Raw genomic sequence first — 25,189 nt, 5'->3', positions numbered from 1 at the left:
ACGATGAAAAGCTTTGTCCAGCAACTCAAGGCGCTGTCCTCAGCCGAGGACTTCCTGCAGTTCTTCGGCATTCCGTTCGACCAGAAGATCGTCAACGTGAGTCGGCTACACATCCTCAAGCGCTTCTTTCAGTACATCCAGCAACAGGACGCGCTGCCGGAAAGCGACGAAGGCGCGCTGTTCGCGTCATATCACGCGCTGCTGCTCAAGGCTTACGGCGACTTCGTCACCTCCACGCCGGCGCAGGAAAAAGTGTTCAAGGTGTTCCGGGACACAAATGGGCGGCAGCACGTTTCACTCGACAGTCTGCGCGCGTCGCTGCCCGCGCGCACCCTTGCCTGACAGGTGGAGCAAGACCATGCACATCGTTAAGACCATGCACATTGTCGTCTGCATCAAGCAGGTCCCGGACTCCACGCAGATCCGCGTTCATCCGGTCACCAACACGATCATGCGCCAAGGTGTTCCGGCGATCGTCAACCCATATGACCTGTTTTCACTCGAAGAGGCGCTGCGGCTGAAGGACCGCTTCGGCGGCAAGGTCACGTTACTTTGCATGGGCCCGCCGCAGGCCGAGGAAGCGCTGCGCAAGTGCATCAGCTTCGGCGCGGACGACGCCGTGCTGCTCACCGACCGCGCATTCGCTGGCGCGGATACGCTCGCTACGTCGTACGCGCTGGCAGCGGGTATCCAGCAGATCGCGAAGGAGCAGGCGGTGGACATCGTGTTCACTGGCAAGCAGACGATCGACGGCGACACCGCGCAAGTCGGCCCCGGTATCGCCAAACGCCTCGGGCTGCAATTGCTGACCTACGTGTCGCGCATCGTCGAGACCGCTCTCGATGCGCGCACGATCACCGTCGAGCGCCGCGCCGAGGGCGGCGTGCACGTGCTCAGGACCGCGCTGCCGTGCCTGATCACAATGCTGGAGAACACCAACGAACTGCGTTTTGCGACGCTGCCCGCGATGATTCATGCGGCCGGCTATCCGGTGCGCAAATGGAACTGCGAACAGGCCGGCATCGAAGACCTCAGCAAGATCGGTCTGAAGGGCTCGCCGACAGTGGTCAGCAAAGTCTTTGGACCGACGCCGCGCAGCGAGAAAGCGGAGATGCTCGACCTCGACGCATCGAGTCTTTGCGACGTGCTGGTGAACCTGCTGCAAAAGATCTTCACGCGCCATCCTACTTTGGAAGCTGACCTGCTGATGAAGGAGGGGTCATGAACGCACCCGCCGCCCCCGCGAAGAAACCCGCCGGCCGCGCAGCACGCAACCTCGAACTGCCGGAACACCTGAAGGCCTACAAAGGCGTCTGGGTCTTTATCGAGCACGACCGTGGACACGTGCACAGCGTCTCGTGGGAACTGCTCGGTGAAGCGCGCAAACTGGCCGACACGCTCGGCAGCCGAGTGGGCATTGCCGTGCTCGGCGGCGCGAATGAACCGCTCGAACAGTTTGCCGCAGAAGCCTTCACTTACGGCGCGGACGATGCGTACATCGTCCACGACCCGGTCTTGCAAGGCTATCGCAACGAGCCGTTCACGAAAGGGCTCACCGACCTCGTCCACCGGCATCAGCCCGAGATCCTGCTGCTGGGCGCGACGTCGATGGGCCGTGACCTTGCCGGCTCCGTAGCAACGACCCTGCTGACCGGGCTGACCGCCGATTGCACTGAACTCAACATCGATCCTGCGACGCGGGCGCTGGCGGCGACGCGCCCCACCTTCGGCGGCTCGCTGCTGTGCACGATCATGACGCTCGCGTACCGTCCACAGATGGCGACGGTGCGCCCGCGCGTGATGCCGATGCCGCTACGCGACGCCGAACGCACCGGCAACATCGTCCCGGGAACGCTGGGGATGATCGAGACGGATATCGTCACGAGGCTGCTCGACTTTATCCCGGATGCGAGCAGCAACCGGATCAACCTGCCCTATGCCGATGTGATTGTGAGCGGCGGCAAGGGGTTGAAGAGCCCGGAGAACTTCCAGCTGGCGTTCGAACTGGCGAACGTGCTCGGCGGCGAAGTGGGTGCGACCCGGCCATGTGTGCAGGCCGGCTGGGTCGAGGGGGAGCGCCAGGTGGGACAGACCGGCAAGACGGTGCGGCCCAAGCTCTACATTGCCGCCGGCATATCCGGCGCGATCCAGCACCGCGTGGGCATGGAAAGCGCAGACGTGATCGTGGCGATCAACACCGACCCGAACGCACCCATCTTCGATTTCGCACACTACGGGATTGTCGGCAATGCGTTGCAAGTGTTGCCCGCGCTGAAGCAGGCTTTTGTGGAGCATTTGACCCGGCGCCGCAAGCAGGCTGCCTGAGGAGAATCACGATGAGAAAACCATCACAGTTCGATGTGATCGTGGTCGGCGCCGGTCCGTCCGGCAACGCTGCCGCTTACACGATGGCCAAGGCAGGTCTGGAAGTGCTGCAGATCGAGCGCGGCGAATATCCGGGCAGCAAGAATGTTCAGGGCGCGATCCTGTACGCCAAAGCGCTCGAAGAGATCATCCCGGACTTCCGCGACGATGCGCCGCTGGAACGCCACATCATCGAGCAGCGAATGTGGATGCTCGACGACTCGTCGTTTGTCGGTACACATGTGCGCAGCGAGGATTACAACAAGCCGCCCTATAACCGCTACACGATCATCCGCGCGCAGTTCGACAAGTGGTTTTCATCGAAAGTGCGCGAAGCCGGCGCACTGCTGCTCTGCGAGACCACGGTGAAGGAACTGATCATGGACGGCGACCTGGTGGTCGGCGTGCAGTGCGACCGCGAGCACGGCGATGTCTATGCCGACGTGGTGGTGCTCGCCGACGGCGTGAATTCGACGCTCGCGCGCAAGGCGGGCTTTCATGGAGAGATCGGGGCCGGCAACGTTGCGCTCGCCGTCAAGGAGATTCTCTTCATGCCCGAGGAGACGATCCGTCAGCGCTTCAACGTCGGCGAGGACGACGGCGTCGTGATCGAGATGGTCGGCAGGATCACCGACGGCATGATGGGCACTGGCTTCCTCTATACCAACAAGGAATCGCTCACCATAGGCGTGGGCTGTATGCTGAGCGACTTCAAGAAAAACCCCAACCGCACGAGCCCCTATGTGCTCCTCGAAAAGATGAAGCGGCACCCGTCGATCGCACCGCTGATTGCGGACGGCGAGATGAAGGAGTATTGCGCGCATCTGATTCCCGAAGGCGGTTTTCACGCAATCCCGCAGGTCTACGGCCACGGCTGGATGATCGTTGGCGATTCAGGCGGTTTCGTGAACGCCGCGCACCGAGAAGGATCGAATCTTGCGATGACCACAGGACGCCTCGCCGCCGAAACGGTGATCCACGCGAAAGCCGCGGGCCAAGGCTACCGCGCCGGCACGCTCAAGGCCTACAAGGCCGCGCTCGATCAGAGCTTTGTGATGAAAGACCTGCACAAGTACCGCGACATGCAGGCCGTGCTACACCAGAATCCGCAGTTCTTCACGACCTACCCCGACCTCATGGCGCGCGCCGCGCGCACGATGATCACGGTCGACGGTAAGGACAAGAAGAGCAAGGAGCGCGAGATTTTTTCGAGCTTCCGCAAAGCCCGTTCGCTTTCCGGCATCGTGGGTGACGCCTACAAACTCCTGAGGGCCTTCCGATGAGCACCCTACCCGTCAACGTAGAGGAAAAGCTGTTCCAGAACCGTTACCGCGTCGATGCAGGACGGCCGCACGTCCACATCAAGGATGCCGACGTCTGCCAGAGCGAATGCAGCGAGAAGAGTTGCACCTTCGTCTGTCCGGCCTCGTGCTACAAGGCCGAAGGCAACGGCGCGGTGACGCTGATCACCGACGGCTGCCTCGAATGCGGCAGTTGCCGCATCCTCTGTACCGACCACCAGAATATCGAGTGGGACTACCCGCGCGGTGGTCACGGCATCCTGTTCAAGTTCGGTTGACGAACATCGTCATGGCCAGACCAGAACGACATGTGTTTGCTTGCAACCAGAACCGGCCGCCGCAGCATCCGCGCGTCGTCTGCGCAGGCCGCAAGGGCTCGACCGCGCTGCTGAAGGCATTCTGGGCGGAACAGCAGAAACGCCAGGCGCCCGATACCGTCGCGATCACGTATTCGGGCTGTCTCGGCCCGTGCGATCAGGGCACGAACGTGCTCATCTATCCCGACGCGGTGCTCTACAGCGGCGTGACGATGGCCGACGTGGAGAAAATCTTCACGCGTCAACTCGAAGGCCGCGAACCGGTGCGGCGCCTCATCGAAGGCCTGCATGGCGCGCCGGCCGAGCAGATCGACGCAGTCCTGTGGAGCGTCACACTGACCTCTCCGCGAAGCCTTGCCGCCTACTATCTGCTCAACAAATTCCATGCCGGACGCCGCGAACTCGATGAGGCAGAGCACGCGGCCTATCTGGGACTAAAAGCAGCTGCGCATGCCGCCGGGTTGAATGAGGATTGGCAGATGGTACAAGCCGGCGACGCGAACTTCCACGCGCCCGATCCCGCCCGGTCCCGCCCGCTTCTGGCTGTTCACGCTAAAGGCGCTCGCCTTCATCGGCCTGCGGCGCGGCGAACGCGAAACCGCAACACAGTTGATCACACAACTACGACAGCTCGATCCGGCGGGCCACCTCGGCTTCGGCGTAGTGGAAGCGTTGCTGCAACGGTCCGTCTGAGGAGAAGCACGATGTCCAAACAGCCCGCCAACGCATCGTTGGCCGACGACAATCTGGCAGCCGGCGGCGTGGCAGCAGTCGACCGTGCGCTGACCCTGCTGGCTGCCTTCGGCAACGGCACGCACGTGCTGTCATTGAGCGCGCTCGCGGAACGCACGCGTCTGTACAAGAGCACCGTGCTGCGCCTGCTCGCGTCGCTGGAACATGCGCATCTCGTGGTGCGCCGCGCCGATGGCTGCTACGTGCTGGGGTCCGGCGTCGCAAGGCTGCATGCCGTCTATGCGCAATCGTCCTCCAGCGAGTCGCTGGTGATACCCGTGCTGCAGGAACTGGTGGCCGCAACCCGTGAAAGCGCCGCGTTTCACGTACGTCAAGGTGCGCAACGGCTATGCCTGTATCGCGTCGACTCGCCACAGCCTGTGCGAGATCACATCCGCGCGGGCGAGCTACTGCCGCTGGATCGTGGCACAGGAGGCCGGGTGTTGCAAGCCTACTGCCACGAGGGCGACGAGGCACTCGGTCAGCAGATCCGCCGCCAGCAGGTCATCGCGCTAGCAGGAGACCGCGATCCGCAATTGGCAGGTATCGCCGCGCCGGTGTTCGGCCCGTCCGGGCAACTCGCCGGTGTCATTACGCTGACCATGCCCCGCGAGAGACTGGACTCCGCTTGGGCGGAGATAGTGAGGAATTCTGGGCGAACTCTCACACGATACCTTGGCGGAATCAAGCCGGGCGAGGCGGACGGGTAGTGATGCGTGAGGAACGAACTTGGGTTGTTACTCGCTTTTACTGAATGTCTTAATGTTGGCCATTGCGGCCAGCCGCGCTCGATCCCAACTTCGACTCAACGAATGTCAGTACATGGACACCCTCAGTTTGTCAAGTTTTCAATCGGTGATGATGGGTAGGTAGATTGCAACCATAGATTCGGACTTTCAATGTGGCTGTGCCGCTGTGCCTGACGGGTTTCGCTTGATCGGTTCCCCGTCGCTTTCGCACACTCGGCGGTGCTCGGACATTCCCGGGCCTTGCCGACCACACTCTAACCTGTCGTGCCATCACGTCATGATTACCTAAGCAATCGGTCGACTCTTCTCGTGTTGTCAGCGTTTTGTCCTTCTATTAGCCGGGCTGACTACGCAACCGCAGCGGCAGATGTATCTTCTGCCCGGAACTCCCGGTCATCTGCCCACAGCGCCCAGACGGCGCGCGATCTTGTTGGCGTGCGACAGAGTCGCCTCGCTGATATGACCCCGGGCGCGCCTCCAGAAATTCAACGCGATCGAACACCACCGCTTGCGTCGCTGACCGCATCCGGTGTGAGCTGATGGTCGAGCGCGACATGGCCGACGCACCGGCGATGACAGCGCAGCGTTCGCACCACCTTAGTCGAGATACCGACCGCCCCTGAGGTCGGCCGGGCTGTTCTCGACGATTACCGAATTGGCGCCGACTGGGCCACTTCCGATCGTGATCATGCCAAGGTCCGCGCCAAACCCTGGCTTGACTTGTCTGAGCTATTCGCATCAGTCTCGATGTCGCGGCCCCGACACGCCGCAAGTCCGACAGTGCTTTCAGAAACGCTTGATCTCGACACCGTATTTCCTCAGCGCGTAGCCAATCTGGCGAGGCGTCAGTCCAAGTAGCCGCGCCGCCCTTGCCTGCACCCAGCCGGATCTTTCCATGGCGGCGATGAGACGCTCGCGGTTGGTCATCTTCGCACCACTTCCGAGAGCTGCACCGCCAGGCACTAGCGGAGCCCGCTCGCTGCCGACAGGCGGGACCGCAACTGCGCCCGGCGTAGCAGCCTCAGCCGGGGGCGTACCCGGCTTCACTTGCACTGGTACGATCGGCCCGGGCTGCAGCGCCATCTCGTCCGATCCGCTCTTCCACAGCATCGCGGACAGACACTGGCCGTGGCAGCAGGCAAAGTCGTTTCTCACGATCGCTGGTCCCGGCGCCAGGGTCGCGCTCCGCTGCACGCAATTCTCGAGCTCGCGGACATTGCCGGGAAAACCGCAGTTCATCAACACTTCAATCGCGCTCGCATCGAAGGTCAGCGTACGGCCGTTCTCGCTGTTGAAATTCTTGAGAAACTCAACGGCGAGGAGAGGAATATCACTGCGCCTTTCACGCAACGGCGGCAGCAGCAAGGGAACCACGCTGAGGCGATAATAAAGGTCGGCGCGGAACTCGTTCCTTGCCACCGCGTCTTCCAGGTTCTTATTCGTGGCGGCAACCACGCGAACATCGACCTTGATGGTCTGGTTGCTGCCGACGCGCTCGAATTCTTGCTCCTGCAGGACGCGCAGCAGCTTTGCCTGGAACGAGGCCGAAATCTCGCCGATCTCGTCCAGAAACAGCGTCCCCTTGTCGGCGAGCTCGAAGCGCCCCTTGCGCGAATTGAAGGCGCTGGTAAAGGCACCCTTCTCATGACCGAACAATTCGGATTCCAGCACCGTCTCAGGGAGCGCCGCGCAATTGAGCTTGATGAAGGCCCGCTTGGCTCGCGGCGACAGCTCGTGAAGGGCCTTGGCGACCAGCTCCTTCCCGGTACCGGATTCGCCGCGCAACAGAACTGTGCTGTTCGATTTGGCTACCATCGCGATCTTCTCAAGCAGGCCGCGCAGCGCCGGACTGTCGCCAATGATCCCCTCGACCTGAAACTTCTTACGCTCCTGCGCAGGGTACTTGAGCTCGGACAATTGTTTTTGCAGCCCGTCCCTCCCCGCCATCAGTCGCTCGCGGTCGCTCTTGAATAAGCGATGCAGCTTCACCGTCTGCCCCACCAGGTTGGCGATCATAGTAAGCAGCCGCACGTCGCAATCGAGCCGGAAGTTCGACCCATTGTCCAAGATGCGGTCGATGGTCAGTGTGCCCACGACCTTCGCGTCGATGCGAATAGGAACGCCGATGAACGACACTCGCATGTTGTCGGAAGCACCGAGCACGCCCATGTCGGCGGCACTGAAGCCCGAATGCCCCACTACGTTCTCGGCGACGAGCGGCCTGTCCGTCGACATGATCTGGTCAATTGCCTTCTGCGGCAGGCGCATCCGGTAGCGCTCATCGCTGCCTTCGCTCCAGCCGGCGCCAACGGTAATGTCCGGTACGCCATCATCGTCGAAGAGAGAGACGATGCCGAGCCGCATCTGCACAAACGATTGCAGGAGATCGACGACGTTGGCCAACATGACTTCGAGCCGGCAGGGGGCGGTAAGTACCTTCGATATCTCCAAGATGCCGGTAAGCGCGCTCTCGTACCACTGCACAATAGGGACCGCGTTGTCCGTCTCGGACTTTGAGCTAGGCCTTTCGCGTACGGAAGCGATATGCAGCATGACGACGTCTCCGTTGTTGTGACCATCCTCTCTGTCACCTTGTTCGGATTTACGAGTATTGTGTTGCATATCATCCTCGATCTCGCGCCCTTCACGGGCTGACTTCAAGAGATAACGCCTTTTCATGGCAGGACGGTGAAACTATAGTGCCTTGATTTACTTATTTTCTCCTTTTGCGATCTCGCCGCGCAGATTCCGCCGGGAACGCGAGTTCCATTGATGTCGCTCAAAACAACTGCGATTTGTCTACTTCGGTGCAGCCGATTTCAGGTGTCGTCCATCATTGATTGCTGCCTCAGTCTGATGCGCTATACCGACGACTTTGTGATCACCGGTCACTCGAAAGAGTTGCTGGAAGACGAGGTCAAGCCACCGGTCGAGGTCTTTCTGTAGGAGCGCGGACTGACGCTCTCCCCGGAAAGGACCAGGATCACGTACTTCTCGCAAGGGTTCGACTTCCTCGGGCAGAACATTCGAAAATATCCAACGGCAAGCTACTCATGAAGCCACCAAAAAGAATGTTCAAGCGTTTCTGACGAAAGTGCGCACAGTCATCAAGGACAATGCATCGGCCAAACAGGTCAATCTAATCGGCCTGCTCAACCCGATCATCAATGGCTGGTCGAACTATCGTCGATACGTCATCTCGAAAGAAGTCTACAGAGCAGTCGACACTGCCATCTGGCAGGCGTTGTGGAAGTGGTGCTGCCGGCGGCATCCGTGCAAGAGCGCACGATGGATCAGAGCGCGATACTTCCATCATGAAGGAACGCGGCACTGGGTATTGGACGTAATACTGGTGGACTAACGGCAGCAGCTTACGCCGTCACGCCGATTCACCAATATCGATGACGTCACCCAGGACCAAGCTCAAAGACGGGCATTACGCACCATTGCCTCACCGGTCGTCCGCAGCGCCGCGTTCGACTTTGCCCACACCGAAGCCACCCTTTGTTTCTTCGGCGCGATTTGCGACAGCGGGCCGATTATTTCGCTCAAAGGGCAAAGCGGCGATGCGCTACACGCGGTACTGTGCGCTGCCGGTTACAACCTGCGCTGGCTGCTGCGCGCCACCGTCCATCTCGGCCGGGGGGCCTGGATTTTTTATTCTCGCGGTGCTGCATGGGCTCGCCAATGTCACGCTGCAGTCGAGCGCTTGTTCGGCACAACCGCTTTCGATGGGCTGATTCCTGTTCGCCGACAGGCGCACCCTTGGCTTGGCTCGCTACCGCAAACTGAATTTCTTCAGGATCGACATCTACCCGCACTATGTCTTTGATTCGTGGATAGAGCGATGGCGGCGTCACCGCGCGCAGCAGGGGCCCCGGCCTGAGGTCTCAGGATTACCCACAAATACGAACGGAACGGGGAATTTCGCTTGTAAACAGGTGGCGCCGATGTTAACTTCGACCATCCTGTCCGCAGTAGTAGTCGAGTGGCTAAGGAAACTGATACAGATGATTGGGCAAGTACCGAATTCGGCGAAGCGAATCTGGGCGACTCGCGTCTGGCGCAGCGCCTGGTTATGCTGGCCCGGCGGCTTGCCTGTAGTCCACATGGGTCGTTTCCACAATCGCTCAAGCCCTCGGAGCTTAAGGCGGCGTACCGGTTTTTCGACAACGCGCAGATCGATACCGATGGAATCCTGGCGCCGCACATTGCACAAACCCTGGATCGCATGGGGCAGGTGCCTATTGTGCTGGCCGTGCAGGACACGACCGAATTCAACCTGACGCACCTGCCCGCGACAGAAGGCCTGGGCTACGGCTCCGGGCGTTATGAGCGCGGTTTCATCATGCACAGCTTGCTGGCCGTGACCCCCGAAGGACTGCCGCTGGGTGTGCTGGGCATGAAGACGTGGGCGCGTCCCGAAAACGGGTTTGGCAAGAAGCATCAACGCGCAACGCGCCCGATCGAAGAAAAAGAAAGCATCAAATGGATTGAAGGCATCGAGCATCTTGCCGCACTCAAGGCCCGTTGTGCCGGGACCCGGCTTGTCGGCGTGGGCGACCGCGAGAGCGACCTGTACGAACTGTTTACGACTGAACGACCTGATGGCGTGGACTGGCTGGTTCGTGCTTCCCGCAACCGGCGCGTCATGCATCCCGATGAGTATCTTTGGGATACTGTGCTTGCTACTGCGCCTGTAGGCAATACTGAGCTTCTGGTCCCTGCAAGAGGCAACTTGCCGCAGCGTACAGCGCGACTGACCTTGCGTTGCACGGCCGTAAGATTGCGCCCCCCGCAGAGGCGCAAAAGGCAGACCCGTTTGCAGCAGACCGATGTGTTTGCGATTCACGCTCTCGAAGAGGCGCCGCCAGGCGACGTTGAAGCGTTGGAATGGATGCTGCTGAGTTCGGTGCCTACGACCACGTTTGACGAGGTCCTTGAAAGACTGGCCTGGTATGCGCGCCGCTGGACGATCGAAACCTGGCATCGCGTCCTGAAAAGCGGCTGCCGGATTGAGGCCCGACAATTTGGCAATCTCGACAGGTTCGTACGCGCGACTGCGCTGTTTGCCGTCATCAGCTGGCGCATCCTGTATGCGACCCTGCTCGCACGAGCCGACCCGGATCTTTCGTGCGAAGTATTGCTTCAGCCCATCGAATGGCAGGCACTTTATAGCCACACGCATGGCACTACAAAAGCGCCAGCGCAGACTCCGTCGCTGCGACAGGCTGTCTTGTGGATCGCCATGGAGCTAAAGTCGGAAGTGGTGTACGGGGGAGTTGCGGCGAGAGGTTGAAGGCGGTGGAGGTTTCAGCTGAGAATCTGATTGTCGAAGTCGGAAACCAGCAAACAAACAAACCATCCACCATGAGCAAGTCTACGGAAAAAGCAGTCTTCGGTCTATCGGGCGCCGGCCTGGGGTTGGACGAATTGATCCGCCACGGAGCACGGCAGGTGATTCAACAAGCGATTGAGGCGGAGTTGGCAGAGCTGATGGAGCGGTTCGCAAACGTCAAGACTTTGCACGGGCAACGCGCCGTGGTGCGCAACGGCTACTTGCCGGAACGCGAGGTGTTGACGGCCGCCGGGCCGGTTCCGGTGAAGGTGCCGAAGGTGCGCGATCGATCAGGATCAGGCGTGAAGTTCAATTCGGCGATTGTGCCACCGTATGTGAGGAAATCGCCCCGTGTAAGCGCGGCACTGCCGTGGCTGTATCTGAAGGGCATCTCAACGGGCGACATGGGCGAAGCGCTGAGCGTGCTGCTGGGCGATGACGCCAAGGGCTTGTCGGCCAACGTGGTGAGCCGGCTGAAGGCGCAATGGGCTGACGAGCACGTAGCCTGGAGCCGGCGTGATATGTCCGAGTCGCACTACGTCTATTGGTGGGTCGACGGCATTCATACAGGGCTGCGCAGCGAGAACTCGGCCGGTCAATGTCTGCTGGTGGTCATCGGCGTGAGGCCGGACGGGAGTAAAGAGCGCGTGGCGATCGGTGATGGATATCGCGAGACGAAAGCATCGTGGCTGGAGTTGCTGCTCGACCTGAAAAAGCGTGGCCTGCAGGGGGGTCCGCGGCTGGCGATTGGCGATGGCGCGATGGGCTTCTGGGCGGCGCTGGAAGAGGTGTTTCCGGCGACGCGTGGTCAGCGCTGTTGGTTTCACAAAATGGGCAACGTACTCAACGCGCTGCCCAAGTCGCAACAGGCGCGCGCGAAGGCCGACATGCAATCGATCTGGATGGCCGCAACACGCGCCGAAGCCCACGCCGCGTTCGATCGTTTCGTGTCGATCTATGCAGCGAAATATCCGAAGGCGACCGAGACGTTGAAGAAGGACCGGGAGGCCTTGCTCGCGTTTTACGAGTTCCCTGCCGAACATTGGCAGCACCTCCGCACGACCAACGCGATCGAATCGACGTTCGCGACGGTGCGCCACCGTACGACACGTACGCGTAACTGCCTGTCGCGACCAACTTTCCTGGGTCTGGCATTCAAGCTGATCGAGGAAGCCGAGAAAACCTGGCGCCGTATCAACGGCCCGGAAAAGATCAAGCTGTTGCTTGAGGGTATTGCCTTCAAGGACGGCGAACCGGTGCAAGACGATCGACCGGTTCAGCAGAAATTCGCCGCTTGAAATCGACAGTCACGATGCTGCTCATACACCACTATTGACGTTAGCTCATCGCCATGCTCGGCGGCTATCTGAATCGCAAACATGATCACCCTCCCGGCCCCACGGTCATGTGGCGCGGGTCTTTCATATTGCACGAAGTCACAAAGATGTATCGCCTCTTCAGGCAAAACGAATAGTCCAGCTACGACAACTTGTGGGTAATCCTGAGGCCTGAGGTAGAGGTACTGCCGCACCTCAGCGGTCCCGCGAGAGTTATGGGACCGAACGCCCGCAAGGCACCTCGTAGCTCATGGCTTGCACGTCGGCGTATCCGATAAAGAGACTGCATCGCAAGCAGGGGGTTGCGTTGCAACCAGAAACGCAAATTCAAGGCAACAACCAGATTGACACGGCTTGCCGGTCGCGCCGAACCTGCTCAATCAGGCGTTTGCCGTCACCGCGCCGAATCAGGCCTGCTGTGGTGATATCCGTTATGTCGCCACAAAACCTTCGAAACCCCACAGATCCATGCCGCATAAGCCTTGCTGAAAGATCCCATTTCCTAACCTGGGTGGACTGGTCTTCGCGTGGTCTCACGCGGAGCAACCATGCGTGACGCCTCCTGCAATATTATCTCCCGCATCCAGTTGCTTGCCGGATCACTGCTGTGAAGGGCAGACCATTGGACGGCCTCGGTGAATGCGGGCAGTGGCAGCGGAAGTTCGACGATCCGCAGAGGCATCGTTTTTTCGAAATGCTTGGCCAGCCTGAAGGGCATCGTCCCTATACGGTCAGTGTTTAATAGCATAGGCAGGATCATGCTAAAGCTCTGCACGATGACCTCGTTCCGTCTCTTGAGGCCGTGCTCAAGCAAAAACCACTCGTCGACGGAGGGCCGCCGCGTCCGTCCGAACCTGACCGAAACGTGCCCCATCGACATGTATCTCTCGAATGTAAGCTGCCCTGATAGCTGCTTGTTCGTGCGGCAGCCTACGCACACGAGTGTCTCCTCGAACAGCTTCGCTTTAGGATGCGCGCTCGACATGAACAATTCCGGCAAGATAAGAAAATCGGCTTCGCCGCGCCGGAGAACCTCATCGGGGTCATCGGCAAGTGGTAGCAATTCGAAGCCGACGGCGGGAGCTTCCCGTGCAATACGCTCCACGATCTTTCGAAAAAATACGACTGCCATGAAATCGGAAAGGATGATCCTGAAGCGGCGATCCGATTTGGCCGGGTTGAAGACGTCCCGGGAAATAACGGAGAGCTGGATGTGCACCAGAGCCTCGCGGATTGGAGCAGCGAGCCCTTCAGCACGCGGTGTGGGGACAAGTTCCCGGCCCCTCATCGTAAACAGTTCATCGCAGAAATAGGCGCGTAGCCGGGCGACGGCCGCGCTCATGGCCGGCTGGCTCAGGTTGATGCTGCGTGCCGCCGCGGTGAGGTTACGCTCGGTCATCAGAGCATCGAGCGCGACGAGGAGATTTAGATCGAGGCCCTTGAAACGCATGATCCCAACTTATAAATAATGTGGATGTGTTCCATCAAAACAATCGATTTTACGAATTGTACGCCATGGAGGATAGTGTTCCTGGTAAATCCGATTGGATTTCGCAAACCTGCTGGCGCCTTCGTGGTGCCGGGGTAGCGGATGAAGTGTGCGGTAGAACTGAGCGAAGCCGAGGAACTGACATTGCAGCAGTTGTCGATCAATCACATGCATCGGGACACGCCCACGCGAGCGCGACCCTGTCGCTGCTCGGACAAGGATCAAGCGCAAGCTCATCGCCGAGCACAGTCGGCCTGTGACTGGCTCACGCATGGCGCAACAGCGACGTGTACGGCCCGACGGGCGGCCATAACGGTGGGAACATGAAGCACCACTGGCGACGCTTCATCACCTGCACGAAGGAAACGGCGATGCCGAACTCGCTGAACGTTCTCGGAAGCCACGGCACCAAATTTCAGGTCAATTTCTCGTGGACGCTTTCATGAATACTGTAGCAATACGTCGGGCCGGAGAAATGGAATTTAGGCATATCAGGATGGTTGTCGATCTTTGGCCCGACTCCGAGAAAAAAACTCGGGTGTCCGCAGAGCATCAACCGAGGCGCATGTCCAATGCGGCCACAGTCTTCGGCGGCATGGGCAAGCTGGATCGCGCCGACACGACGCGACAAGCGTCTTGCATGACGCGTTGGCGCTTACTACCGGCAAACCTTCGCATAGTTATCCAAATCGTTTCTATATCGGCCGCTTACCTTCGTACAGTTGAACCAATGCTCGATTTCGCCGTGGCTTCGCGACGAATGGGTAGCAGCCGATTGCAGATGCCAAATGCTTCAGCGACCCGGCCAAATGGATCACGTGTTGATCGCAGTCAGATCGAGCGGAAGATGCGGGAGAAGTCTTTTGTAGATCTGGTGAGAAAGGCACGCGCACTCGATGTAATCTCCGTTGTGGATGAGGTTCGATTGGTCCGTGAAGCGTTGACGGTAATGCTCTTTTCTTCGGGCTTCATCCCAGAACTGTTCCAGAGTGCAGACGATTTCTTGAAATCGCACCGCTATCCCAGCAAGTCATTCGCGTTCGTCAGGTCCACCCTCAAAGGCCGGACGGCGCATAGGAGGCAGTCATGAACCTGGCGGTGTCCACAGCTGGAGGACCTCTCGCCCTGCGCTCTCAGGTGCGGTGGAGGCTGGCTTGGGAAAATGAGTTGCGACTCGTCGACCACATCGAACTGTCCGAGTTCTTCCGAAAGACCTACGGACCGACCGGGGCGTTTAACGCAAAACCATTCGAAGGCAATCACAGTTGGGCTGGTGCGAGGCCAGAGGTGCGTGCAATCGGCTACGACGCACGCGGCGTAGCGGCTCATATCGGCGCACTGCGCCGTTTCATCAAAGTTGGCGCAGTCGATCTACTGGTGGCCGAACTAGGATTGTACGCGGTACGTCCGGATCTTGAGGGGCTCGGAATCCCTCATTTAATGCGCGTGATGTACCCCGTGTTGCAGGAACTAGGCGTTCCATTCGGCTTCGGCACGGTTCGACACGCAATGCGGCAACATATTGCAAGGCTGCTCGGCCGACACGGTCTGGCGACTATTGTGTCTGGAGTTCGCGTGAGGTCGACCCTTCGAGAAGTGCATCTCGATACGCCGCCCACGCGCATCGAGGACGTACTCGTTGTCGTCTTACCGATTGGACGGTCAATGAGCGAGTGGCCGACCGGAACGATAATTGATCGGAACGGGCCAGAGCTGTGAGACACTGCTTATCCGAAGCGCGTAGCGAGTGCGCTGACACCACCGGGCGTCGCACCGTTTATTTGACGTTTGACGACGGCCCTAATCCACTTTGCACACCGGACGTCCTCGATGTGCTGGCGGAACACCGAGTGCCAGCGACTTTCTGCGTCATCGGTGCGTACGCAGCGGACCAGCCGAAGCTGATCCGACGGATGATCGCAGAAGGGCACGAGGTCGCAAACCACACGATGACTCATCCGGACCTGTCCAGATGCGAACCCACCGAGGTACAACAGGAAATACTAACGGCAAGCAGCGTCATCAGGATGGCGTGCCCCCAGGCTTCGCTGCGGTATATGCGTGCCCCGTACGGCATGTGGACCGAAGCAGTGCTCACTACGTCAGCGAGTACTGGTCTGGCGCCCCTCCACTGGTCGGTAGACCCGCGAGACTGGTCCCGTCCCGGCGTCGACGCGATTGTCAGCGCAGTGCTGGCCTCTGTCCGGCCTGGCGCAATTGTACTCTTGCACGACGGATGCCCCCCCGATGAGTTGGGACGATGCACTCACGCTGGTCAGCGCGAGCAGACCCTCATGGCGCTGTCCCTCATGATTCCAGCATTGCATGACCGGGGGTTTGCAATCCGATCGCTTCCTCAACCTCACCGGACAAACCAGACACCCTATGAACATGCTTGCCGCAACTAGCGCTGTCTCGTTTTATGCGCTGCGCTCGACTGTCTATAAAAGCACGCAGGCGCTTTATGCTCAGCCGACAAACCTGTCATCGCTGTCGGACGGCCTGGTGGACTCCGACGCTCTGCCGGACGTGGATGTCATCGTGCCCTGCTTCAACGAGGACCCGTGCACACTCTCGGCATGCCTGGAGTCCATCGCAAACCAGGACTACGCCGGAAAACTGCGGGTCTACGTGGTTGATGATGGTTCTGCGAATCTCGACGCCGTGAGGCCGCTATACGATGCGTATACATGCGCCCCGAGATTCAACCTCATTACGCTTCCCCAAAATATGGGAAAGCGCAAGGCACAGATCACCGCGATAAGCCGCTCGTTTTGAGATTTGGTGCTCAACGTCGACTCGGACACGATAATCGGCTCAGACGTGGTCACGAAGCTTGCATTGAGAATGCAAAATCCAGCGATCGGCACGGCCATGGGTCAGTTAACGGCCGGCAACCTGAGCGACACCTGGCTGACCCGTCTGATCGATATGGAGTACTGGTTGGCTTGCAACGAAGAACTCGCCGCACAGGCTCGCTTCGGCGCTGTTATGTGCTGTTGCGGTCCGTGTACCATATACCGATGGTCCGTGCTTCTTTTGCTGTTAGACCAGTACGAGACACAGTTTTTTCGGGGGAAACCGAGCGACTTCGGCGAGGACCGCCATCTCACGATTCTCATGCTGACCGCAGGTTACCGGACAGAGTACGTTCCGGACGCCAGTGTGGCGACAGTCGTTCCGGACAGACTGGGGGCGTATCTGCGCCAACAACTGCGCTGGGCGCGCAGCACGTATCGGGACACGTTGCTTTCGCTGCGCCTGCTGCCCTGTCTCGATCGCTACCTTACGCTGGACGTGATCGGCCTGAATCTCGCCTCGCTATTTCTCGCCTTATCGCTTCTAGCGGGGCTCGCGCAGCTCGCATTGACAGCGACAGTGCCGCGGTGGACAGGCCTGACGATCGCATCGTTGACCATGATCCGCTGTAGCGTGGCATCGGTTCGCGCTCGCCAGATTCGATCTCTTGGTTTTTCTCTTTACACACCCATTAACCTCTTTCTCATGCTCCCCCTGAAAACCTATGCGCTGTGTACATTGAGCAATAGCGATTGGCTGTCAAGGAGCGTTGCTGCCAACGTACCACACGGGGGTGGAAACAGGCCGTCACCGGAAACTCGAAGGCAGCACCGAACGCTACAGAATTTTCGGCAATTGCGGTGGCGCTTCGCAGAGCAGATCTTACGCGCGGCCCTTCGACGTTGGTGGTGGCATATGACGGCGTTTGTAGCGCCGAGTGATCGTGCACACCACTTATCTTAGATGCTATGGGAGGGCCGTATCAGTCGTATCCATTTTGCGTGCTCCTTTGCAGAAATGGGTCTGGAAAAGCCGTTTTACTCCAGCGGGCTTACTTCCACCGCCCTCCCATATCATCTAGGAATGATCGTCCTTTCCGTTGAAGATCTAGCGGTTGGTTTCTAGAATCCCTTACCGACTAACGATTCGTGCATCCGTCGATTCCGCGAAGATTACGGAGCTACTGAGCCTTACTGCAAGCAGCTCGGCACTCGCCCGCCGCCAGATTTTGCACAGACAGGAAGATTCCCCTGTGAAAACTTCGCCGCGCGGCGTTCGTACTGCATCCGCATATAAACGTCTCAATTAGGAATGCTATATGGATAGATGGCATTATTTCTTGATGATACTTGGCCCGTTGGCCTTGAGCGACGAAGTGACGGCGCAGATGCAATTCGATATGGGCTCGCGCGACCGGAGCTTCAAAAACATCACGGCTTCGGTGCGTAAACTGATGATCGAGCTGATCGACGGGAATGACACACATTCGGTCGTCCCAATCCAGGGCAGCGGTTCCTACGGTATGGAGGCTGCGCTGGCTACCTTCGTCTGTCCGTCTGATCGGCCGCTCGTCTGCATCAACGGAATTTATGGCGAGCAGATACTGGAGCTGCGAGGCGTGCAGGCCGTCAGCATGAAGACGCCGAGCGATCAACCGCTCTCGGCCACCGACATCGCCGCGCATCTGGGGCAGGACCCCACGATCACGCAGGCTCTGGTGCAAATAGGCGGTCTGTGGGAGGTGTGTGTTATAGAAAGGACACCTTATCAAGAAGACGGGACGGCCTCCCAAACTGCGGGCGCAGCGGTACCTTTGAGGCCAAGATTCGCGAGGCTGAATTGGCCCTTGGGAATACGATGGACCAATTCAATACCTGAGAGAGTAATCGCTGCGTTCCTGAAACGTTTGAAGCCGAGCATGACTTTTGTCCGGGACTCGATGTTGCCATGGTCCTGCTCGACCAAATTATTGAGATATTTCGAGGATCGGACGTTTGTGTCATCAGGGCAGCAAGCCATCGACCTTCATCTCGCGCACGGCGCGGTGCGAGGCTGCACAACCATCAAGCGTGATGGTATTCGGTCGCTGGCCTTGATGTTCGATTGCCTTGCTGAAAAAGGCTCTTGCCGCCTTCACGTCGCGCTTGGCGCTGAGCATGAAGTCTACTGTCTGGCCCATCCGATCCACCACTCGATAAAGATAGACCAACTTGCCGCGCAGCTTGAGGTAAGTCTCGTCGACACGCCGCGACTGCCCTGTGGGCCTGCCAAAGCGGTTCGACCGTTTTACGAACTCCGGCGCAAAGCGCCGCACCCGGCGCAGGATCGTCGTGTGCGCCAGCGACAGACCCCGTTCCGCCATCATCTCGACCAGTTCGCGCAGGCTAGGCTTGTAGCGCAGGTACCAGCGAACACACAGAATGATCACGTCGCGGTCAAAGTGACAGCCTGCGACCAGTTCGTCAAGGCTCTTCAGCTTGCTAATCGTCGGTTCTCAATTTGTTCAGCCTGACACCTTAATCGATTCGCCCCCGCGCTATTTGCACCAGAGCCGTTTCTGTCACCAAGGACTCCATCACTCGCCATGCAGATCGTTGAATATGTCGGCCTTGATACGTCACGAGTGAGCGCACAGTACGAAAAAGTACGTGCCGCGCTCGAGCGCGATGACTTTCGGCAAGCCCAAGTCAAAAAGCTGAGCAATCTTACGCACGGACATTTCTATCGCGCAAAATTGGATTATGCGAATCGCCTGCTGTTCACGTTGATCCGGCACGGCGATCGCGTTTGCGCGCTGATGCTCGAAGTCATTGAACATCACGCCTATGAGAAATCCCGCTTCCTGCGGGGCGTCGCGATCGACGAGGACCGGATTCCCGATGTCGATGCGCTTACGTCTGATGGCGCGACGCCGGTGCGCTACCTACACCCAGAGTGCCGGGAAATCCATCTGCTGGGCAATATCCTGTCGTTCGATGATACGCAGGATGCCATCTATCGCGAACCTGTGCCGCTGATCATATCCGGCAGCGCCGGCAGCGGCAAGACTGCACTGGCGCTGGAAAAACTCAAGCAGGTCGATGGGAATGTGCTGTACGTTACCCAATCGGCCTATCTGGCCCAGAACGCTCGCGACCTGTACTACAGCCACGGCTTTGGGCATCCCCGCCAGGACGCGACGTTCCTGTCGTATCGCGAATTTGTCGAGAGTGTGCGCGTTCCGCCCGGACGGGAAGTTGGCTGGCGTGAGTTCGCCTCGTGGTTCACGCGGCAATTGCCATTCAGAGGACTTGACGCTCACCAGAGCTTCGAGGAAATCCGTGGAGTCATCGGCGCCGACGCTAACGGGGCACTCCGGCGGGAGCAGTATCTTGAGCTGGAGGTAAGTCAGTCGATCTTCCCGGCCGATGAGCGCAATCGTCTCTACGACCTGTTCGAGCGTTACCAGGCATGGCTCGTCGAGGCGAACCTGTATGATCTGAATCTGGTTGCCCACGTATGGCGGGCGTTGGCGAGCGCATGCTACGACTTCGTCGTCGTCGACGAGGTTCAGGATCTGACCGACGCGCAACTCGCGCTGATTCTGGCGACCCTGAAAAATCCGGATCAGTTCATGCTATGCGGGGATGCGAACCAGATCGTGCATCCGAATTTCTTTTCGTGGAGCAAGGTCAAAACCCCGTTCTGGCGCGATGAAACGCTCGCCCTGCGGCAGCAGTTAAAGATCCTGCAGACCAGTTTTCGCAACGCCCACGAGGTCACACGGATTGCGAACACGCTGCTGAAAATCAAGCAGCGCCGCTTTGGCTCCGTCGATCGCGAAAGCAACTTCCTGGTCATGCCGGTTGGCGACGAGGCCGGATCCGTAAGCCTGATTGCGGGCAGCGATTCCGGCACGAAAGTGCTCAACGACAGGACGCGTCAATCGACGCGCTTCGCGGTGCTGGTCATGCGCGATGAGGACAAGGCGCAAGCGCGCACGCATTTCCAGACTCCGCTGATTTTCTCGATCCACGAAGCCAAAGGCCTCGGATATGAAAACATCATTCTCTACCGTTTCATCTCCGGGCATCCCGCGCAGTTCGACGCGATCGCGCAGGGCGTCACCGCGAACGATCTGATGGATGACAACCTGGAGAACCGTCCCGCCCGGGATAAGACCGACCGGTCGCTGGAGGTCTACAAGTTCTATGTCAACGCGCTCTACGTGGCGCTCACCCGCGCGACAACCCATGTATATCTGATCGAGTCGGACCTCGGGCATCCGCTGCTGCAGTTGCTGGGACTGCAGCAACGTGTTGAGGGCATTGATGCGAAGACGCAGACCTCGACCCGCGAAGACTGGCTAAAGGAAGCGCGCAGGCTGGAGCTGCAGGGCAAGCATGAACAGGCTGAAGCAATTCGCGAACTGGTTTGCCAGCAACCAGCGGTCCCTTGGCGCGTATTTGATGAGGCGTGGTTGCGTGACACGATGGATCGGGTGTTTCGCCAGCCCGCGTCGGGCAGCAGATCCAGGCAGCAGCTGCTCGAATATGCGTGCAGCTACGATGAGCCGATTCTGGTTAGATGGCTGGCGACGCGGGTGCGTTTCGACGCCGCACGACATCTTGAACAGCAGCGCGCTACGCTTGGGCGCAAACATCTGTCGGCGTATTTTTCCGCGTGCTCCAGGGAGGTCCTGCAGCACTGCGACGGCTATGGCGTGGACCATCGCACCCCGATGAACCAGACCCCGCTGATGGCGGCGGCCGCCGCCGGTAACGTGGCGCTCGTTGAGAGCCTGCTTGAGCGCGGCGCGAACCCCGAAGCGACCGATCACCTCGGACGTAACGCGCTGCACTGGGCATTGCTCGAGGCGTTTCGCGATGCCCGGTTCGCGCGCGGGCCGTTTGCAGCGCTGTATGAGCGGATCGCACCGCCATCCATTGACCTGATGAGCGGTGAACGCCTGGTTCGCATCGATCGGCACCTGTCCGAATACCTGCTGGTGCAGACACTCTGGGCGCTCTTCAAGTCCCGTTTTGCAGTGCCAGGTGGGCGTGCACGTGGGGGATTTGAGGCCGCATCGATCCTGGACGCGTGGCGCGATCTGCCGGACCACATCCTGGCTCCAGAACGCAAACACCGCGAGTACCTGTCCGGGCTGTTGTCGCGTAATGAAATAACGCGCGACTATTCCTACAACCGCCATCTTTTCACCCGTCTCGCGCAAGGGTGGTATCAGTTCAACCCGGCGTTGGCAGTACGGTGCCGGGATGCATCCGGTGAGTCGTGGGTCCCCCTCTATGAAGCGCTGAATGTGCGACTGATCGCAGAAAGCGCCGATCCACGGTACCTGAGCCACATTAACGCGCTCATGGAAAAGGCACATCTCGCTCCACTGTCGCCGCCAATCGTCGCATCTGGGGGTCGCGAGGTGCCAAAGGCGCTTCCCTCGCCGGTACGCCCCCTGGCGTCGCACGCCGGATTTTCGGTGGGCGATATAGTCAGCTTCACTGACAAGGCGCTGCACACCCGCACCGGCACAATCGTACGGCTTAACCAGAAGACAGCGGCCATCACTTGCGCTGACTCTGAAGGGCATTGGCGAGTCTCCTACCTTTTGCTACGACGGAGCACGGCATAGGGATGTGGTACAAGCCAGATTTCGCGCGCTACAGCAAGAAGCCCTTCGGCGCGCGTCAAGCAATTGTCGCCTCACTCGTGCAGCGGCGTTGTCACGTTCGCGCGCTGGTCAGCTAAGATGACGTGATGAAAAAGACGAAATCGCTCTACCCTGGCCATCGATTTCCGGCATCAGTCATCAGCCACGCGGTTCGGAGGTATTTCCGCTTTCAACTCAGCCTTCGCGACATCGAGGAGCTACTGTTCGAGCGCGGCGTGGTTGTCAGCCATGAATCGATCCGGTGGTGGACGGACAAGTTCGGCGCCAGTTTTGCGCATCAGGTCAGGACTGCCAGTCGCAAACCGGGCAGCACATGGCATCTCGACGAAATGTTCGTGACGCTGCGCGGCGAGCCCTGGCTGCTGTGGCGTGCAGTCGATGAGCACGGCATTGAACTCGACATCCTGCTTCAGAAGTGCCGCGACAACGCCGCTGCCAAACGCTTCTTCAAACGGGTGTTGGCGGCCTGTCCTGCGGCGCCGAAGAAAATCGTCACCGACCAGTTGCGCAGCTACCCGGCCGCGAAAACGGAGATCCCTGAGCTAGCGAATGTGAAGCACGTTTTCGTCAAGGCCTGCGCGCGCGTGAACAACCGCGCTGAAAACAGTCATCAACCCACGCGTGAATGCGAGCGCCGGATGCGAGGTTTTCGCTTGCCCGAACGCACGCAGTCATTCCCGTCGTGCTTCGGTCCGATCCGCCAACACTTCGCTCAAGCGTCATCTGCTGAGCGCCTCGCTCTATCGCAAACAGCTCGCCGCGCGATTTGAAGCATGGCGTCTCTTCACCGGCATTGCCCAAGCTCCGACCACCGTGTTCTGAGACACGACTGTCCTGGCCGATATCTCGTCATGGAGTCAGCAACGTGACAGCGCCGTCGCAACCCCACTTCGGCACATTGATGTCGTTCGGTCCTGGGGACCCTGAAGCGCGCCCACTTCTCCGGAGGGAGGGCGGCGTCCATTCCATCTCGACCGGTTCATGGCCAAATTGCTTTGTTAGCCTAATTATTTCGAGTATGCATCAAGCGAACAGGTTCGACATTCCATCCGCTAGCGGATGGAACCGATCGAGCCACCTCCAGCGCGGCCGAATTGTCCGGAACGTAACATTCGCGACACGAACAATCGGACGATGCACCGCCATAACCCGACATTGTGCCGGTCGACATCCCGCAAATTGTGCCCCGACTGTAGATGCTCGCTTGGCACAACGCTTGCAATCCATCGGCGACAACTCAAGAGACCTGACATGCTCAATCCGATCATCAATGACACAACGCTTCGCGACGGCGAGCAGACCGCTGGCGTCGCATTTCGCACTGAGGAAAAATGCGCAATCGCCGCCGCACTGTCGCAGGCCGGCGTGGCCGAACTCGAAATCGGAATTCCTGCCATGGGTGAGGACGAAATGGCGTGCATCGCTGCAATCGTCGACCTGAACCTCGACGCTCGCCTGATGGTTTGGGGGCGCCTCACCGACGAGGATCTTACCGCGGCATTGCGTTGTGATGCCGATATCGTTCATCTCTCGGTTCCCGTTTCGGATATTCATTTGCAACACAAGCTGCGGCAGTCGCGCAATTGGGTACTGGCGCAGATCGCACGCGTCGTCGGCGAGGCAGCGAAAAACCATCCCAGAATTTCCTTGGGCATGGAAGACGCCTCGCGCGCGGATCCCTCATTTCTCGTAGAAGTGGCTCAATGCGCGCAGCAGCACGGCGCCCAGCGCGTGCGCTTTGCCGACGCTGTCGGTATCCTGGACCCCTTTAAGACCTTCTACGCCATTGCAGCGCTACGCGTTGCCGTCGATCTGGAGATCGAAATACATGCGCACGACGACCTCGGGCTCGCCACAGCCAACACACTAGCCGCCCTTGGGGCCGGCGCGACCCATGCGAGCACCACCGTCAACGGGTTGGGTGAGCGCGCCGGCAATGCAGCGCTGGAAGAAGTCGTGATGGGCGCACGGCACCTGCTGCGACGAGAAACTGGCGTCGACACCAGAGCGCTGCCCGACATTTCGTCGTTAGTCGAACAAGCCTCAGGCCGCGCAGTTTCCTTCAACAAGAGCATCATCGGTAGGAACATCTTTACTCACGAGTCGGGCATTCACACCGACGGCCTCGCGAAGCACCCCACGACCTACGAGGGATTCGATCCGGCAGAGCTCGGCCGGCAACGGTCGACGATACTCGGGAAACATTCTGGATCTCAAAGTGTGCGTGAGGCCTACGACGCACTAGGCGTGAGGGTGTCGGAGCGGCTCATCCCGCTCCTGCTTGCGCGCATCCGCTCTTTCGCCACGCAGTACAAGCAGGCGCCGAATGCAACCGATTTGCGCCGCTTTCTGACCCAAGCCTGCGGCATACGGGTCAAAGTGCCGTAGTGTGGTTATGCCCACGCTTGTCGAGCTGGTGGGGCGGACTGCGGAACTGGCTATGCCGAGCCGGGCTATGTGGAGGATGACTACTGGGAGCAGACGCTGGCGATCCGCCTGACGCAGCGCTCGACGACCCGGGACTGTTAAGAAGCCTTAACAAAATGATATTAGGGGCTGTTAAGGAGTCGCTGATTAATAGGCCATCCCGCGAGGTTGTCGGCGGCGATGGGTCGGAATTTCCGGATGCCGAAATGAAGCGTTGGCAATTCTGGTGAGTTTGACCCGAGGATGCGCCTCATTTCTCGCACTTTTCACACGCGTGACGGACTGCTCCCATGAACCGACCGCACCCGGTTTCGCGCGATCGCCAGGTTCGCCAGGGCGAACAGACTGAACAGTTGCGCCATGTTCTTGGCCAGTCCCTTGTAGCGCACCTTGCGATGACGGAACAGTTCTTGACGATATGAGACGGATGCTCGACCCGTGCGCGAATCTGCGCCTTCGTTCGCTCGACCTGGATCACCAGATCCTTCAGCGGACAGCTCAGCGATGACGGCCGGGCCTGATAAATCAGTGTTTCCCTAATCCGGCCAATTGCCCAACCAATTCTGTTTTTTTGTGCAAGATTAGTGTGCGATATCAGTAATCGTGAAAATAATGTTAATAAATTTGATCCGGATTTTTCATTGACATTCGTCAAAGTTCGCCCGCCGGCT

Annotated in this window: 19 protein-coding genes and 5 pseudogenes; 19 read left to right on the top strand and 5 right to left on the bottom strand. The window is 59.3% G+C overall.

Annotated elements, in window-relative coordinates; translation table 11 throughout:
• Positions 1-3 precede the first annotated feature (3 nt).
• Genes nifW through B0G74_RS05720 form a run of 5 tightly spaced genes read left to right on the top strand, consistent with a single transcriptional unit; the run spans position 4 to position 3,943 of the window.
• Positions 4-342 (top strand): nitrogenase stabilizing/protective protein NifW, encoded by a 339-nt coding sequence (nifW, locus tag B0G74_RS05740; RefSeq protein WP_105512130.1) that lies wholly within the window; start codon positions 4-6, stop codon positions 340-342.
• A gap of 34 nt (positions 343-376) precedes the next feature.
• A complete protein-coding gene (locus tag B0G74_RS05735; RefSeq protein WP_132376851.1) occupies positions 377-1,225 on the top strand; it encodes an electron transfer flavoprotein subunit beta/FixA family protein in 849 nt (282 codons plus the stop codon).
• The gene (locus tag B0G74_RS05730) at positions 1,222-2,325 is read left to right on the top strand and encodes an electron transfer flavoprotein subunit alpha/FixB family protein (protein WP_132373988.1); all 1,104 of its coding nucleotides are present in this window, start codon (positions 1,222-1,224) and stop codon (positions 2,323-2,325) included. The genes B0G74_RS05735 and B0G74_RS05730 overlap by 4 nt, the downstream gene beginning before the upstream one ends.
• Positions 2,326-2,336: 11 nt before the next feature.
• On the top strand, positions 2,337-3,647 hold the full coding sequence (locus tag B0G74_RS05725; RefSeq protein ID WP_132373987.1) for an FAD-dependent oxidoreductase: 1,311 nt from the start codon (positions 2,337-2,339) through the stop codon (positions 3,645-3,647).
• Positions 3,644-3,943 carry a ferredoxin family protein gene (locus B0G74_RS05720; RefSeq protein WP_132373986.1) on the top strand — a complete coding sequence of 100 codons (300 nt, stop codon included), beginning with the start codon at positions 3,644-3,646 and terminating at the stop codon, positions 3,941-3,943. Before B0G74_RS05725 ends, B0G74_RS05720 begins: the two co-directional genes overlap by 4 nt.
• On the opposite strand, the gene B0G74_RS46490 is transcribed toward B0G74_RS05720, so the two are convergent.
• The gene (locus tag B0G74_RS46490; RefSeq protein WP_243658273.1) at positions 3,916-4,368 is read right to left on the bottom strand and encodes a hypothetical protein; all 453 of its coding nucleotides are present in this window, start codon (positions 4,366-4,368) and stop codon (positions 3,916-3,918) included. The two genes, B0G74_RS05720 and B0G74_RS46490, sit on opposite strands and share 28 nt — an antisense overlap.
• Positions 4,369-4,447: 79 nt before the next feature.
• Between B0G74_RS46490 and B0G74_RS47650 the strand changes: the two genes are divergently transcribed.
• Both B0G74_RS47650 and B0G74_RS05710 read left to right on the top strand, forming a co-directional pair.
• Positions 4,448-4,675 (top strand): hypothetical protein, encoded by a 228-nt coding sequence (locus tag B0G74_RS47650; protein WP_347814511.1) that lies wholly within the window; start codon positions 4,448-4,450, stop codon positions 4,673-4,675.
• Positions 4,676-4,686: 11 nt separating this feature from the next.
• On the top strand, positions 4,687-5,424 hold the full coding sequence (locus B0G74_RS05710; RefSeq protein ID WP_132373985.1) for a helix-turn-helix domain-containing protein: 738 nt from the start codon (positions 4,687-4,689) through the stop codon (positions 5,422-5,424).
• A gap of 825 nt (positions 5,425-6,249) precedes the next feature.
• On the opposite strand, the gene nifA is transcribed toward B0G74_RS05710, so the two are convergent.
• Complete coding sequence (gene nifA / locus B0G74_RS05705) at positions 6,250-8,124, bottom strand: nif-specific transcriptional activator NifA (protein WP_243658112.1); 1,875 nt, start codon at positions 8,122-8,124, stop codon at positions 6,250-6,252.
• Between the two features lie 162 nt (positions 8,125-8,286).
• Between nifA and B0G74_RS47420 the strand changes: the two genes are divergently transcribed.
• The 5 genes and pseudogenes from B0G74_RS47420 to B0G74_RS05685 form a co-directional block, all read left to right on the top strand.
• Positions 8,287-8,409, top strand: coding sequence for a hypothetical protein (locus B0G74_RS47420; RefSeq protein WP_279388557.1), 123 nt, complete (start codon positions 8,287-8,289; stop codon positions 8,407-8,409).
• Between the two features lie 148 nt (positions 8,410-8,557).
• Entirely contained in the window at positions 8,558-8,824 is a 267-nt protein-coding gene (locus tag B0G74_RS47645; RefSeq protein ID WP_165923816.1) for a group II intron maturase-specific domain-containing protein, read from the top strand.
• Positions 8,825-9,451: 627 nt separating this feature from the next.
• Positions 9,452-10,762 carry an IS4 family transposase gene (locus B0G74_RS05695; protein ID WP_132373984.1) on the top strand — a complete coding sequence of 437 codons (1,311 nt, stop codon included), beginning with the start codon at positions 9,452-9,454 and terminating at the stop codon, positions 10,760-10,762.
• Between the two features lie 71 nt (positions 10,763-10,833).
• Complete coding sequence (locus B0G74_RS05690) at positions 10,834-12,099, top strand: IS256 family transposase (protein WP_132373983.1); 1,266 nt, start codon at positions 10,834-10,836, stop codon at positions 12,097-12,099.
• Positions 12,100-12,440: 341 nt separating this feature from the next.
• Positions 12,441-12,582 (top strand): annotated as a pseudogene (locus B0G74_RS05685) (IS3 family transposase); the annotation flags it as partial.
• 58 nt (positions 12,583-12,640) lie between these two features.
• On the opposite strand, the gene B0G74_RS05680 reads toward B0G74_RS05685, so the two are convergent.
• Positions 12,641-13,588: a LysR family transcriptional regulator gene (locus tag B0G74_RS05680; protein WP_132373972.1), complete on the bottom strand. Its 948-nt coding sequence runs from the start codon at positions 13,586-13,588 to the stop codon at positions 12,641-12,643.
• A 481-nt stretch (positions 13,589-14,069) separates the two neighbouring features.
• On the opposite strand from B0G74_RS05680, the gene B0G74_RS05675 reads away from it, so the two are divergent.
• The 4 genes and pseudogenes from B0G74_RS05675 (at position 14,070) to nodC (ending at position 17,389) form a co-directional block, all read left to right on the top strand.
• Positions 14,070-14,717 carry a hypothetical protein gene (locus B0G74_RS05675; protein ID WP_132373982.1) on the top strand — a complete coding sequence of 216 codons (648 nt, stop codon included), beginning with the start codon at positions 14,070-14,072 and terminating at the stop codon, positions 14,715-14,717.
• Complete coding sequence (locus B0G74_RS05670; protein ID WP_132373981.1) at positions 14,714-15,346, top strand: NodA family N-acyltransferase; 633 nt, start codon at positions 14,714-14,716, stop codon at positions 15,344-15,346. Before B0G74_RS05675 ends, B0G74_RS05670 begins: the two co-directional genes overlap by 4 nt.
• Positions 15,343-16,035, top strand: coding sequence for a chitooligosaccharide deacetylase NodB (gene nodB / locus B0G74_RS05665; RefSeq protein WP_132373980.1), 693 nt, complete (start codon positions 15,343-15,345; stop codon positions 16,033-16,035). The genes B0G74_RS05670 and nodB overlap by 4 nt, the downstream gene beginning before the upstream one ends.
• Positions 15,953-17,389, top strand: a pseudogene (nodC, locus tag B0G74_RS05660) (chitooligosaccharide synthase NodC). The gene nodB and the pseudogene nodC overlap by 83 nt, the downstream one beginning before the upstream one ends.
• Positions 17,390-18,193: 804 nt before the next feature.
• Here the strand turns inward: nodC and B0G74_RS05655 are convergent.
• Positions 18,194-18,902: pseudogene (locus tag B0G74_RS05655) on the bottom strand (IS6 family transposase).
• Between the two features lie 108 nt (positions 18,903-19,010).
• Here B0G74_RS05655 and B0G74_RS05650 point away from each other — a divergent pair.
• The 3 genes and pseudogenes from B0G74_RS05650 (at position 19,011) to nifV (ending at position 24,479) form a co-directional block, all read left to right on the top strand.
• On the top strand, positions 19,011-22,052 hold the full coding sequence (locus B0G74_RS05650) for a UvrD-helicase domain-containing protein (protein WP_243658111.1): 3,042 nt from the start codon (positions 19,011-19,013) through the stop codon (positions 22,050-22,052).
• Positions 22,053-22,177: 125 nt separating this feature from the next.
• Positions 22,178-22,913 (top strand): annotated as a pseudogene (locus B0G74_RS05645) (IS6 family transposase).
• 429 nt (positions 22,914-23,342) lie between these two features.
• Entirely contained in the window at positions 23,343-24,479 is a 1,137-nt protein-coding gene (gene nifV / locus B0G74_RS05640) for a homocitrate synthase (RefSeq protein ID WP_132373979.1), read from the top strand.
• 305 nt (positions 24,480-24,784) lie between these two features.
• On the opposite strand, the pseudogene B0G74_RS05635 reads toward nifV, so the two are convergent.
• A pseudogene (locus B0G74_RS05635) lies at positions 24,785-25,011 on the bottom strand (transposase); the annotation flags it as partial.
• Between the last annotated feature and the right edge of the window lie 178 nt (positions 25,012-25,189).

The organism is Paraburkholderia sp. BL9I2N2 (assembly GCF_004339745.1).
In the GTDB taxonomy this organism is placed as follows: domain Bacteria; phylum Pseudomonadota; class Gammaproteobacteria; order Burkholderiales; family Burkholderiaceae; genus Paraburkholderia.
This window is presented reverse-complemented; position numbering and strand designations above follow the sequence as displayed.

What these genes read in the sequence shown, in the direction of transcription:
- nifW (WP_105512130.1), top strand. Translation starts at nt 4, where the DNA reads ATGAAAAGCTTTGTCCAGCAACTCAAGGCGCTGTCCTCAGCCGAGGAC.
- B0G74_RS05735 (WP_132376851.1), top strand. Translation starts at nt 377, where the DNA reads ATGCACATTGTCGTCTGCATCAAGCAGGTCCCGGACTCCACGCAGATC.
- B0G74_RS05730 (WP_132373988.1), top strand. Translation starts at nt 1,222, where the DNA reads ATGAACGCACCCGCCGCCCCCGCGAAGAAACCCGCCGGCCGCGCAGCA.
- B0G74_RS05725 (WP_132373987.1), top strand. Translation starts at nt 2,337, where the DNA reads ATGAGAAAACCATCACAGTTCGATGTGATCGTGGTCGGCGCCGGTCCG.
- B0G74_RS05720 (WP_132373986.1), top strand. Translation starts at nt 3,644, where the DNA reads ATGAGCACCCTACCCGTCAACGTAGAGGAAAAGCTGTTCCAGAACCGT.
- B0G74_RS46490 (WP_243658273.1), bottom strand. Translation starts at nt 4,368, where the DNA reads ATGGAATTTGTTGAGCAGATAGTAGGCGGCAAGGCTTCGCGGAGAGGT.
- B0G74_RS47650 (WP_347814511.1), top strand. Translation starts at nt 4,448, where the DNA reads ATGAGGATTGGCAGATGGTACAAGCCGGCGACGCGAACTTCCACGCGC.
- B0G74_RS05710 (WP_132373985.1), top strand. Translation starts at nt 4,687, where the DNA reads ATGTCCAAACAGCCCGCCAACGCATCGTTGGCCGACGACAATCTGGCA.
- B0G74_RS05690 (WP_132373983.1), top strand. Translation starts at nt 10,834, where the DNA reads ATGAGCAAGTCTACGGAAAAAGCAGTCTTCGGTCTATCGGGCGCCGGC.
- B0G74_RS05680 (WP_132373972.1), bottom strand. Translation starts at nt 13,588, where the DNA reads ATGCGTTTCAAGGGCCTCGATCTAAATCTCCTCGTCGCGCTCGATGCT.
- B0G74_RS05675 (WP_132373982.1), top strand. Translation starts at nt 14,070, where the DNA reads ATGAATACTGTAGCAATACGTCGGGCCGGAGAAATGGAATTTAGGCAT.
- B0G74_RS05670 (WP_132373981.1), top strand. Translation starts at nt 14,714, where the DNA reads ATGAACCTGGCGGTGTCCACAGCTGGAGGACCTCTCGCCCTGCGCTCT.
- B0G74_RS05650 (WP_243658111.1), top strand. Translation starts at nt 19,011, where the DNA reads ATGCAGATCGTTGAATATGTCGGCCTTGATACGTCACGAGTGAGCGCA.
- nifV (WP_132373979.1), top strand. Translation starts at nt 23,343, where the DNA reads ATGCTCAATCCGATCATCAATGACACAACGCTTCGCGACGGCGAGCAG.